The organism is Flavobacterium sp. KACC 22763, from assembly GCF_028736155.1.
GTDB lineage: Bacteria > Bacteroidota > Bacteroidia > Flavobacteriales > Flavobacteriaceae > Flavobacterium.
This window is the reverse complement of the sequence record NZ_CP117879.1, coordinates 2,634,645-2,647,225: the sequence shown is the minus strand read 5'-3', so window position 1 is coordinate 2,647,225 and position 12,581 is coordinate 2,634,645. Positions and strand designations below refer to the sequence as shown.

The window sequence follows — 12,581 nt, the reverse complement described above, 5'->3', positions numbered from 1 at the left end:
ACTGAGATTTTAATTTTTTTATCTTAGTTATTGAAATAATATTTGAAAAGCTGTATTTTTTTATGAAATGCAGCTTTTTTTTATTTTAAAGTGTATATTTGATCAAATTAGCCGATTAATGCCCCACAAACGGATTTTTTTACTCTTATTTTTGGTTCTGAATTGCTTTGCCAATTCAGCAATCGCGCAATCTAATTGCAACCTCGATCCTAAAATTGATAAGACGGTAAAGAAAGCACTTTTGAATTTTAGGGAATCTAATTTCGAGAAATCACTAATCTATTCGAGAGCTGCCTTAAGCGCTGCAACGGCCATAAAAGACAACTGTCTTATTGCTCGCTCTTATAATATTATAGCTGCAAATTACAACGAATTGACAGAGTATGATAAAGCTATTTTTTTCTATAAAAAAGGTTTGTATTATGCCAATAAAACCAATAACGATTCTTTAAAATGTAACCTTTATAATAATTTAGGGAACATGTATTGTTTCGGAAAAGAACAATTTGATGAAGGAATCCGTAGTTATAAAAAAGCAGTAGCTTATGCTTTGAAAATAAATGATTTAAAAGAAGTTTATTTTACAAACGTAAATATTGCATGGGCTTATTTTGATATTGGAAATTACAATCAGGGATATCTTTTTTTAAAGTATGTAAACAGTACTAAAATAAAGTACAATGACGAATCGACAGAGGTTATTGTTGCTATGCTGAATGGAATTTACTCTAGCTATAAAAATGATAATAAAGCAGCCAATGCTTATTTTTTGAGTGCCATTGAATCTGGTAAAAAATGTCAGGAGAAAATAGATCTGTCACATGCTTATTTAGAATATTCGCATTTTTTGAATAAAACAAATAGGCATAAAGAAGCATACGATGCGCTTGTTAAGCATTATGATCTTTCAGATAATCTATACGATGTTAAGAAAATTAAAAAGGCGTCGCAAGCTGGTTTAAGTCTCGAGCTGGATGAGTATAAGAGGCAAATCGATAAGGTTGAAGGAGAAAAAGTAGAGCAATCGCAGAGCTTAAGGAAATCAAAAATTATTGTGATTCTTTTTATTTTGATTTCGTTGATTCTTTTAATTTTAATTATCACACTAATAAGGAATATTAGATATAAGAAGAAACACAATTTAGAGCTTCTTAAAGCGAAAGAAATTGCAGAAGAAGCCTCTTTGCTTAAAACTCAATTTATATCGACTATAAGCCATGAATTGCGTACGCCGCTTTATGGTGTTGTGGGGATTACAAATATGCTGCTTGAAGAACATAAAGAAATCTCAAGAAGCCAGCATTTAAGTTCTCTTAAATTCTCTGCGAGATATTTACTATCTCTTGTAAATGATATTCTTCAGATTAATAAAATCGAAGAGAACAAAATTGTACTTGAAAACCTAACTTTTAATATTTCTGATGAAATTACGGTAATCAAAAATTCGCTTTCTTTTCTTTCGCAGAAAAATAATAATAGAATTTCCACTAATATTGACTCAAATATTCCTGAGTACTTAATTGGAGACAAACTGCGTCTTGCGCAGATTTTAATGAACTTGGTAAGTAATGCATTAAAATTCACAAAAGACGGACAAGTTGAAATTAACGTAAAGTTGAATAAAGTAGAAGGAAAGCTGTATTATTTAGATTTCTTAATTAAAGATAACGGAATCGGAATTGCAGTTGCAGATCAGAATAAAATTTTCGAAAAGTTTGTCCAAGTTGGTAGGAGAGATGAAGATTACCAAGGTACAGGTTTAGGGCTTAGTATTGTAAAAAGATTACTTGGACTTTTTGGAAGTACAATTGCACTTGACAGTGACTTAGGAAAAGGAACAGCATTTTCTTTTACAATTGCTTTTGAGCACGATTTAGCTAAAACAAAAAGCATTATTGATGAAATTGAAGTTGATTTGACTTCTAGCGAAATTTATAAAATTTTGGTGGTAGAAGATAATTTGATTAATCAGCTTGTGACGAAAAAGATTATTGAAAAGAATAATTATTCTTGCAAAGTAGTCGATGATGGTTTTGCTGCGCTTAAGGCTTTAGAAAATGAAACGTTCGACCTGATTTTAATGGATATTAATATGCCTTTAATGAACGGATTTGAAACTACAAAAAGAATACGTCTTCAGGGTATAGAAACGCCAATTGTAGCCTTAACCGCTTTTGATAAAGATGAAATTACAGATGAAGCGATTTCGTCTGGAATGAATGATATTATCATTAAACCTTTTGAACCGGTTAAATTATTTAAAATAATCAATTTCCTTATAAAAGAAAAAAACGCTGTTTAGTACCAGCGTTTTTTGTTTTTCTTAGCGTTTGTCGATTTTCTCGATTTATGAGCACCGCCGCTTCTGTTTGAATTTTTAGTTTTTTCTCCAGCTTCCGGACTTCCAGAATGCCATTGATACGGATGATCTGCAATTGTTTTTACATCAACCTTGATTAATTTCTGAATGTCTTTCCAGTAAGGAAGTTCATCTTTTCCGCAGAAAGAAATTGCAATTCCGCCATTTCCAGCGCGACCTGTACGGCCAATACGGTGAACATAAGTTTCAGGAATATTCGGTAAATCAAAATTGATTACGTATGGTAACTGTTCAATATCAATTCCTCGAGCTGCAATATCAGTTGCAACTAGAACACCGACTTCTTTGTTTTTAAAAGCGTCAAGAACCCTTTGTCTAGCATTTTGTGATTTATCTCCGTGAATTGCTTCTGCAGGAATATCTTTTTTGCGAAGTGCTTTAACAACATTATCTGCACCATGTTTTGTTCTAGAAAAAACAAGTACGTTAGATAAATTTTCTTCTTTAATTAAAGTGTATAGCAAGTTTCTTTTTTCTGTTTTGTCAACAAAATAAATGCGCTGTTCTACATTTTCTGCAGTAGATGAAACTGGTGAAACTTCAACTTTTGCTGGATCTTGAAGAAACATTTCTGCGAGCTCGCGAATAGCGATTGGCATTGTTGCAGAGAAAAGTAAAGTTTGTCTGTTTTTAGGTGTAAGTTTTATGATTTTTTTTACATCGTTTATAAAACCCATATCCAGCATCTGATCGGCCTCATCGAGCACTAAAGTGTGCAGATGATTTAAATCAAGAAAGCCTTGCTTATGAAGGTCAAGCAAACGTCCTGGAGTAGCGATTAAAACATCAACTCCATTTTTTAAAGCGTCTACTTGAGGGTTTTGTGAAACTCCTCCAAAAATAGTCAGCTGTGTTAAATTGGTATATTTAGCATAAGTGTCAAAACTTTGTCCAATTTGTACTGCCAATTCGCGAGTAGGTGTAACTACAAGCGCACGAATCTGTTTGGCTTTTTTTGACGAACCAACGATACGATGTAATTGATGTATGATTGGAATAGCAAAAGCTGCTGTTTTTCCTGTTCCTGTCTGCGCACAGCCAATTAAATCACGACCTTCTAAAACAATTGGAATTGCTTTTTCTTGAATAGGAGTCGGATTTAAATAGCCTTCTTCAAATACGGCTTTTTGTATACTTTTTGAAAGTGATAAATCTTCGAATAACATATCTTAGGTGTTAACTATTTTAGTTTTAATTCTAAAATGCCGTGCAAAGATAGGTTTATTCGGTTAATCCTTTATTTGAATTGGCTTTTATTTGGCAAAACCAATTTGTTTTACATTAGAAACAGGCTTTTTTGAATCAGTCTTTTTCAATATTTGCTTTAACAAAATCGGTCACTAAATAACCAATTAACTTGCCGATTAAGTTATTGTTTGGCGAATTGTCTAAATCTGGTGCGCCTTCGCAGATATGCAAATACGCTGCATTTTTATGTTCGCCAAAGAAAGAAACAAATTGTCGCAATTCTTCAACAGAGAATCCGCTTATTGTCATGGCACTGCTGGCAATATTTGGAATTGCGTCTAAGTCGACTTCGATTCCAAAAGCATCATTTTTAATAAAATCCAAAGCTGTAATCATTTCGCGATTAAAGTCTTTTTCTTTTCTAATATTGACACTATCGTAAGTATTATAGCGAACACGATCTTCCAGTTTTTTGATAATGTCTAGAACACTTTTTGAAGTGTAGTTTTCATGAAGTCCAAAAATGAAATATTTCTTTAAAAAACCTTCTTCGTAAGCATAAGAAAAGCCATTTCCGCTATGACGACCCTCCAAAATCCTAAAATCAGAATGTGCGTCAAAATTTACCGCATTTACAGGTTTTCCTTTTGCAAGAGCGGCGCCTTTAATATTTCCGTAGGCATTGTTATGGCCTCCGCCAATAATAATTGGTGTTTTTCCAGCTTTAATTATGGTAAAGATAATATGAGATACTTCTTTGTCTATTTTTTCAACCAGCTGACTTAATTTTGAACGATCATCAATATCATTAAAATCAAGGTTTTCTACTTCTCGCATTTCATTTGCAACGTTGATTTGCCCTAAAACAATAATGTTGCTTCCTTTGCAAAATCTATTATGCTGAATGTTTGCAATGCTTTTTATTGCACATTGCCATGCTGATGCGGCTCCAGGCCTTCCATAATTGGCACGAACACCAATGTCTTCGGGAATTCCTAATAGTACATACTTTGCTTCACTTTCTTTGAGAAAATTGATTTTGTCAACTCCTGGCGGAATGACAATCATTTTTTCTCCGAACTTTAATTCACCACTTCTGTAATTTGTGACTTTTGCTAAATCATTTATAGTGAAAGGGATTAATTTTTCCATGAAAAAAATTTATTTTCCAAAAATAATATAATTGTAGAAACTTACGTTATTACCTTATATTAATTCTTAAATTTGTTATTAAAGAAAATTATTTAAATATGGAAAACCCAAAGAACAACAATTCAAGTCTAAAGGCGGTAATCGCAGTTTTAGCAGTCCTACTGATCGGTAGTTTAGTGTATATTTTTAAATTATCTTCTGATACAGAGGTGGTTAAAACTGAGCTTACAACAACTTTGACAGAAAAAGAATCTGTAATGAAAGATTTACAGGAGTTAAAAGCAACTTATGATGCTGCAATTGCTGAAAATACTTCGATGTCTGACGAATTAATCCAAGAAAGAGATAAAGTAGTAGCTTTAATGGATGATTTGAACAAGTCTAAAGGAGATGTTTCTAAATACAGATCGCAAGTTCAGGCAATGCAAAGTAAAATGAAAACTTTAGTTGCTGAAAACGATGAGTTGAAAAAACAAAATGGTGTTTTAACTACTCAAAGAGATAGTACTATTGTAGTTTTAGGAGAATCTAAAAAATATAATGAAGTATTAGTTGGTCAAAACGAAGAATTAGCTAAAACTGTAGAAAAAGGTTCTAAATTATCTGTTTTAAATACTAAAACTTCAGCTTACAAATTGAAAAGTTCTGGTAAACAAATCGAAACAGATAAAGCAAGCCGTGCAGACGTTTTAAAAGTTAGTTTTACGATCGCTGAAAACCAAATTGCTAAATCTGGTGACAAAACGTATTATGTTCAAGTTATCGATTCTAAAAACAATGTTTTAGGTGAAAAGAAAACAGAAAGTTTTGGTGATAATACTTTAACTTATAGTTTTAAAACTACAGTGAAATATGAAAATAAAACTGTACAAGTAAGTGAAGATCTTCCAGGAAAAGATTTTGCTAAAGGAACTTATTTTATCAATGTATTTGATAATGATGAGTTAGTTTCTAAAACTAGTTTCAGTTTAAGATAATTTTGCCATAAGGGATAAAATACCACTAAGATATTAAAGGTCTGTGATTTTCACAGACCTTTTTTTATGCTTGAAATCGTATGGCTTTGCTAAGGAATGTGCTTAACAATACGTTTCCCGCGGTTGAAACCACGGGCTATATTTAAATTTAAATTGTTGAAATAATTATTCTAAAATTTTTCCTTCTACAAAAACAGATTCAATAAGATTGCTTCCAAAAGCGTATGGAATTTGATAATAAGATGAAATCGGTTTTGTCAAGATTAAATTAGCTTTTTTGCCTTTTGTAATACTTCCGTGTGTTTCAGAAAGTCCCATTGCGTATGCTCCGTTAATTGTGGCAGCATTTATGGCTTCTTCTGGCGTCATTTTCATTTTGATGCAAGCTGTTGCCACCACAAAATTCATATTTCCGGATGGAGTAGAACCAGGGTTGAAATCTGTTGCTAAAGCTATAGGTAAACCGGCTTTTATCATTTCGCGGGCAGGAGTGTAAGGAATGCTTAAAAAGTAAGAGCAAGAAGGCAAAGCGACAGGCATTGTTTCTGTGTTTTTTAATGCTTGAATGTCTTCTGGGGTCATTATTTCTAAATGATCGACAGAAAGGGCGTTAAATTTAACTCCAGCCTGAATTCCGCCAATCGAATTAAATTGATTTACGTGAATTTTTGGTTTTAAGCCAAATGCTAAACCTGCTTCCATGATTTTTTCGGTTTCTTCTACAGAAAAATAACCGCTTTCGCAGAAAACATCTACGTAATCTGCTAGCTTATCTTTAGAAATTTCTGGAAGCATTTCGTTGATAATTTCATCCAAATAACCTGCTTTATCGTCTTTGTAATGTAAAGGAAAAGCATGCGCGCCTAGAAATGTTGCTTTGATTGCAATAGGGTAGTTTTCGGCCAGTTTTTTAATTACACGAAGCATTTTTAATTCTCCATCAACTGTTAAGCCGTATCCTGATTTAATTTCTACGGCTCCAGTTCCTAAATGCATTACTTCTTCTAAACGAATTTTAGATTGCTCGTAAATTTCTTCTTCTGAAGTTTCGTTTAGTTTTTTAGCCGAATTAAGGATTCCGCCGCCACGATTAGCAATTTCTTCATAAGAAAGTCCGTTGATGCGGTCTACAAATTCTTGCTCGCGATTTCCTGCATAAACAATATGTGTATGGCTATCGCACCAAGACGGAAGCACAACTTTTCCTGTTGCATCAATAGTTTTATCTGCATTGATTTTTGGAAGATTATCCATTGAGCCGAAGTCTTCAATTAAATTGTCTTTTAAAACTAAAAAAGCATTTTTAATTATTGGAAGATTAGCCATTTCAGAACCTGAAACTTTAGCAATTGAATTTTCGCGAACCTGTAGTAACTCTTGTATGTTTGTGATTAAAGTGATCATTAGTAAGAATTGTTATAAAACACAAATTTCACAAATTTTCACGGATTAATATGTGAAAACTTGTGAAATTCGTAAAATTGTTTTTCTCTAAAGATTATTCAGAAATTGTTATTTCGAATATTTTATCCCAATATTTACCTGTAACAAAAATGGTTTTAGTAGCAGGGTTATAAGCTATTCCGTTTAAAACTTCAGCATTTTTGCTTTTTACAAATTTACGTAGTCCAGATAAATTGATAATTCCTTCAACTGCACCAGATTTTGGGTCTACAACCGCAATGGCGTCTTTTTGCCAAACATTAGCATAGAATTTTCCATTGATTAATTCTAATTCATTAAGTGCCTTAATTTTTGAAGAGCCAGAATAAACATTGATATAATCAATTAATTTTTGGTTAGAAGGATCCATTTTCCAGATTTTCTCTGTTCCATCAGAATGATAGATATATTTATCATCATGTGTCATTCCCCAACCTTCAATATCTTTATCGTATTTGAATGTTTTTTCCAATTTAAAAGTTTTAGCATCGTAGATAAAACCTGTTTTTTCTTGCCATGATAATTGATATAGTTTACCTCCAAAAAACGTAATGCCTTCTCCGAAATATTCTTTCGGAAGATCAATTTGTTTGATCACTTTTCCCGTTTTATAATCTACTTCTCTAAAGTACGAGTCTTCTTTTTGTCCTGTACTTTCAAAAAGTCTTCCGTCATGAAATTCTAAACCTTCAGTGAAAGCTAGAGAATCATGTGCAAAAGTATTTACGATTTTATAATTTAAAAGTTTTGGCTCAACATCTGAAACTACTTCGATTCTTTTAGTAGCATCAGAAGAATCTCCGCCAAAATAAACTTTAGCTTTTAGGTATTGGTATCCTAATTTTTGATCTATTAATTCAAATCTAAAATTTTCAGCGCCTTTTGTTCCTCCAACTCTTTGGTCGTTTATGAAGTAAGCAACACTGTCGATTTCTTTCGAATTTGGGTTTAAAATTCCGATATTAAGGACTTCTTTTTGCGTAAAATGAGCCGGAAAAGCAGAATCATCGATAGTAAATAAAGAATTTTCACCTTTATTTTTTTCTTTGCATCCAATTAATGTGATTCCTAATAAAATGACAGCTAGGAAGTTATATTTTTTCATAGTTTAAAATTTCAATAAGCCAATATACGATGTTATTTTTATAGCAACAAAGCTCTTGCAAAAATATAAAAAGATTGTATATTTGCACCGGCAAGTCCTACACGACCAGCTCCTGCAGACTCCCCCAGGATGGGAACATAGCAAGGGTACGTGGTTGAGCGGTGCGATGTAGGTCGCTTGCCATTTTTTTTAGAATTTAATTAGTTTGCAATCTTCCTTTTAGGAGGATTTTTTTATTTTTGAACCTATCTGAAGTTAGATGTTATTGGTTAGAAGCTAAAAGTTGACTGCTTTACGTAGATCAAAATAAACCCAATTCCAAAAACTCATAACTCATAATCCATAACTTATAACTAAAAAAATGAGTAAAGTCGTTTTAATTACCGGAGGATCATCAGGAATTGGAAAATCTATTGGTGAGTTTTTGCATCAAAAAGGTTTTGTTGTATACGGAACAAGTAGAAATCCTGAAAAAGTTTTAAATTCTATTTTTCCGTTGGTGGCTTTAGATGTTCGAAATTCTGATTCTATTAAAACTGCTGTCGATAAAATTATTTCAACTTCTGGAAGATTAGATATTGTAATTAACAACGCTGGAGTTGGAATTACAGGACCATTAGAAGAAATTCCGACGGAAGAAATTCGAAATAATTTTGAAACGAACTTTTTTGGTCCAATTGAAGTTATGAAGGCTGCGCTTCCGCAAATGCGTAAACAGAATTCGGGACTTATAATCAATATTACTTCAATTGCTGGTTATATGGGATTGCCATACAGAAGTGTTTATTCTGCTTCAAAAGGAGCTTTGGAATTAATTACAGAAGCTTTGAGAATGGAGGTGAAATCTTTTGGAATTGAGATCACAAATGTTGCGCCTGGAGATTTTGCAACTAATATTGCAGCAGGCCGTTATCATGCGCCAGTTATTAAAAATTCTGCTTATGAAAAGGTGTATGGAGATGTTCTGGCAACGATGAACGATCATGTTGATGCAGGAAGTAATCCGAACGAGATGGCTGAAGCTGTTTACAAAATCATTCAGACCAAAAAACCGAATGTGCATTATAAAGTTGGTGCTTTTATGCAGAAGTTTTCGATTGTATTGAAACGTGCGCTTCCAGATAAAATGTATGAGAAGATGCTTATGAATCATTATAAGTTATAAATCGCAATTAATTACTTGATTTTAGATTTAAATCACAAATTGATTTGATTTTTGAAATTGTTATTGGTATTGATTTCGTAATTTTGCAGCTGCGTTTGCGTGAGGGACAGGAGTAAACTACCGAAGTAGTACGGATAGCCCGACCGGATTTGGAAAAGGCGCTTGTAAGCGGTTTGATTGGTGCGCCTTTTGCAAATCTGGTCACGCCCTGAATAAATCAACACAATTTAAATAATATAAATTATGAAATTTTTTATTGACACAGCTAATTTAGCTCAAATTAAAGAAGCACAAGCTTTAGGTGTTTTGGATGGTGTAACTACTAATCCGTCATTAATGGCAAAAGAAGGAATCACTGGAAAAAACAATATCCTTAAGCATTATGTTGATATTTGCAATCTTGTTGAAGGTGATGTAAGTGCTGAAGTTAATGCTCTTGACTTTGAAGGTATGGTTAAAGAGGGTGAGGAGCTGGCTGAATTACACGAGCAGATTGTTGTAAAGCTTCCTATGACTAAGGAAGGTGTTATGGCAGCAAAATATTTTTCTGATAAAGGAATCAAAACTAACGTAACTCTTGTTTTCTCTGTAGGGCAAGCTATTTTGGCAGCAAAAGCTGGAGCTACTTATGTTTCTCCGTTTGTTGGTCGTTTAGATGATATTTCTACTGATGGATTGAACTTGATCCAGGAAATTAGAGAGGTTTATGATAACTACGGTTACGAAACTCAAATTTTAGCAGCTTCTGTACGTCACACAATGCATATTGTAAACTGTGCAAAAATTGGTGCTGATGTTATGACTGGACCGCTTTCTGCAATTTACGGTTTATTGAAACATCCATTGACAGATATCGGTTTGGCTCAGTTCGTAGCTGACTTCGAAAAAGGAAATAAATAATCCTTAGATATTTACAAAATTAAAATCGTCTTTTTTCTAACGAGAAAAGGCGATTTTTTTTACTTTTATATTGAATCTTAAATAGTTAAATATGAAAATTATCTTATTTATGTTGTCATTTTTTGTGGCAAGTTTTTCTATAAACGCCCAAGCTGCTAAAGTTATTACTTCGGTTAATGAGGCTGGAGATGTTGCAACTTATGAGTTGGATTGCTCGGTTAAATTTCAAACTCTTGCCAAAGGTCTTCGATATAATATTACGAGACACGAATTTAAAGGTCCGGAATTAAAAAACACGTATCGTCTTTTATTAGTTATGGACGGATTTTATTCGAAAACACTAAACAGTGAGATGAAAATTTCGGCAGTTTTAAGTGACGGGACAGTTATTGAGGCAAGAAAAACTATCGAAGATGATGGCTTTTTTGATGGAGCTTGTACGTTGAAAATAAGGGATCCTCAAGCGCTTTTAAATGCTGATATTGACAAGGTAATTATTCATGCAGACAAAGATGTTGTTTATCCTTTATCGGCGCAAAATAAAGCTGTTTTTAAGAAGAATTTGAGCAATATTATTAATGCTAAATAAAGATTCTAAGTTTCTAAGATACTGAGAAGCTAAGTTTTTTCTTTTTTGAATAAAAAAAATCCAAATTCCGTTATTAAAATTGGAATTTGGATTTTTTTATATTGTTATTTTTTAATTTTTAGTGTCCGCCACCTTCACTTTGTACGTGGCTGATTCCTTGTTTTTTCAAGATTTTAGGACAGTAGAAACCATAGAATCCTAAATATGCAAAACCAATAAGCGGTACAATGTAAGAGAAGTGAGTGTAAGTGATGCCGAAAATTCCGTTTGGATTTGTTGCATCTAAATCACAGATACTTCCTTGAACCAATGGAATAACTCCACCTCCAAGAATCATCATGATCAAGAAAGAAGATGCTTTTCCTGTGTTTTTTCCTAATCCTGCAATCGCTAAATCGAAGATTGAAGGCCACATGATAGATAAGAACAATCCTCCAGAAATAAAGAAGAATTTAGCGATTTCTGGGTTTGGCCAAGCTAATCCTAAAACCATCATTGTTAATCCTGAAATTCCGAAAAGCATTAAGGTTTTTCCAGCGTTTTTACCACCAACAAAACTTACAGCAATAAATAGTAAAATCCAGATTGGATAGATATAGAATGAAGAAACATCGTGTGCAGCAAAGATATTTGCTCCAATGATTACTCCAAAAGCTATAGCTGGTACGATAAATTTTAGTGCAGTATTTACCAAGTTAGAAGTATTGAATACGTTTACTCCACCGTTCCAACGGCCGATCATTAAACTTCCCCAGTAAAGCGCAATAAATGGTGCAACAGCATCTTCTAGTACATTTCCGAACTCGTGAGTGTGTAATAAGGCTGGTAGATTACTGATGATAGTTACCTCAGTTCCAACATAAATAAAAATTCCTAACATACCCAAGTATAATTGTGGATAGTCAAGAATGTTGAATTTACTGTGTTTGTCTTTGATGATTGCTTCTTCTTCTTTTACCGGATCTTCGATTTTAGAAAAATTCATAAAAATAGCAACAGCAATAAATGCAAGACCTAAAATGATGAATGGCAATTTAATATCGTCTAATGAAAGAGCTGTTTTTTTGTTGTCTCCCATTCCAAACAAGGCAATACCTAATAAAATAGCTCCGATTGTTGTTCCGAAAGAGTTGATTCCTCCTGCAAGTGTCAAACGGTGTGCTCCAGTTTCTGGGCTTCCCATTTTAATAGCTAAAGGGTTTGCCACAATTTGCTGAATTGAAAATCCTAATCCTACTGTAAATAAAGCTGTTAGAAAGAAAGGGAAACTTTGAATTGTAGCAGCTGGAACGAATAAAAATGAACCTATAGCAGATAAAACTAATCCTGCAGATAAGGTTCTTTTATAGCCGTATTTTTGTAAAACGTCTACTTTTAAAGAAACGATAAAGAATATAATTGATCCAACAAAATAAGCAGCGTAGAATGCCCAAGCTACTAATTGAGATTGTACTTGCGATAACGTAAATACTTTTTTGAATACTGGAATCAGGATGTCATTGGCTGAACCAACAAAACCCCAAAAGAAGAAGACGATTATCAAAGAGATAAATTGCCCCCATTTGGTTTGCACATTTTCTGAACTCATAATAATAAGGTTAATTTTTTATTTTATTGTTTTTTGAAGACCGTAAATATATTTGTTAGGATTATCAAAAAAAAATAAAAAGGTATAAATAATG

Annotated in this window: 10 protein-coding genes and 1 other RNA gene; 6 read left to right on the top strand and 5 right to left on the bottom strand. The window is 33.0% G+C overall.

Annotated elements, in window-relative coordinates; all coding sequences use genetic code 11:
• Positions 1 to 241: 241 nt before the first annotated feature.
• Entirely contained in the window at positions 242 to 2,302 is a 2,061-nt protein-coding gene (locus PQ463_RS10540; RefSeq protein ID WP_274257757.1) for a response regulator, read from the top strand.
• On the opposite strand, the gene PQ463_RS10535 is transcribed toward PQ463_RS10540, so the two are convergent.
• Complete coding sequence (locus tag PQ463_RS10535) at positions 2,299 to 3,546, bottom strand: DEAD/DEAH box helicase (protein ID WP_274257755.1); 1,248 nt, start codon at positions 3,544 to 3,546, stop codon at positions 2,299 to 2,301. The two genes, PQ463_RS10540 and PQ463_RS10535, sit on opposite strands and share 4 nt — an antisense overlap.
• Before the next feature lie 136 nt (positions 3,547 to 3,682).
• The gene (locus tag PQ463_RS10530; protein ID WP_274257753.1) at positions 3,683 to 4,720 is read right to left on the bottom strand and encodes a formimidoylglutamase; all 1,038 of its coding nucleotides are present in this window, start codon (positions 4,718 to 4,720) and stop codon (positions 3,683 to 3,685) included.
• A gap of 98 nt (positions 4,721 to 4,818) precedes the next feature.
• Here PQ463_RS10530 and PQ463_RS10525 point away from each other — a divergent pair, with 98 nt between their 5' ends.
• Positions 4,819 to 5,697: a DUF8428 domain-containing protein gene (locus PQ463_RS10525; protein WP_111379192.1), complete on the top strand. Its 879-nt coding sequence runs from the start codon at positions 4,819 to 4,821 to the stop codon at positions 5,695 to 5,697.
• A 165-nt stretch (positions 5,698 to 5,862) separates the two neighbouring features.
• On the opposite strand, the gene hutI is transcribed toward PQ463_RS10525, so the two are convergent.
• Together hutI and PQ463_RS10515 are read right to left on the bottom strand one after the other, a co-directional pair.
• Positions 5,863 to 7,101: an imidazolonepropionase gene (gene hutI, locus PQ463_RS10520; RefSeq protein ID WP_274257752.1), complete on the bottom strand. Its 1,239-nt coding sequence runs from the start codon at positions 7,099 to 7,101 to the stop codon at positions 5,863 to 5,865.
• A gap of 94 nt (positions 7,102 to 7,195) precedes the next feature.
• A complete protein-coding gene (locus PQ463_RS10515) occupies positions 7,196 to 8,245 on the bottom strand; it encodes a glutaminyl-peptide cyclotransferase (RefSeq protein ID WP_274257750.1) in 1,050 nt (349 codons plus the stop codon).
• An 88-nt stretch (positions 8,246 to 8,333) separates the two neighbouring features.
• Here PQ463_RS10515 and ffs point away from each other — a divergent pair.
• From ffs to PQ463_RS10495, 4 genes are all read left to right on the top strand, one after another.
• An RNA gene (gene ffs, locus PQ463_RS10510) (signal recognition particle sRNA small type) lies at positions 8,334 to 8,431 on the top strand.
• Positions 8,432 to 8,606: 175 nt separating this feature from the next.
• Entirely contained in the window at positions 8,607 to 9,410 is an 804-nt protein-coding gene (locus PQ463_RS10505) for an SDR family oxidoreductase (protein ID WP_274257748.1), read from the top strand.
• A gap of 243 nt (positions 9,411 to 9,653) precedes the next feature.
• The gene (gene fsa, locus PQ463_RS10500; protein ID WP_012026532.1) at positions 9,654 to 10,310 is read left to right on the top strand and encodes a fructose-6-phosphate aldolase; all 657 of its coding nucleotides are present in this window, start codon (positions 9,654 to 9,656) and stop codon (positions 10,308 to 10,310) included.
• Positions 10,311 to 10,401: 91 nt separating this feature from the next.
• Positions 10,402 to 10,899 carry a hypothetical protein gene (locus PQ463_RS10495; RefSeq protein ID WP_274257744.1) on the top strand — a complete coding sequence of 166 codons (498 nt, stop codon included), beginning with the start codon at positions 10,402 to 10,404 and terminating at the stop codon, positions 10,897 to 10,899.
• Between the two features lie 118 nt (positions 10,900 to 11,017).
• Here the strand turns inward: PQ463_RS10495 and PQ463_RS10490 are convergent, their stop codons facing one another.
• Entirely contained in the window at positions 11,018 to 12,487 is a 1,470-nt protein-coding gene (locus PQ463_RS10490; RefSeq protein ID WP_274257742.1) for an MFS transporter, read from the bottom strand.
• Positions 12,488 to 12,581 lie beyond the last annotated feature (94 nt).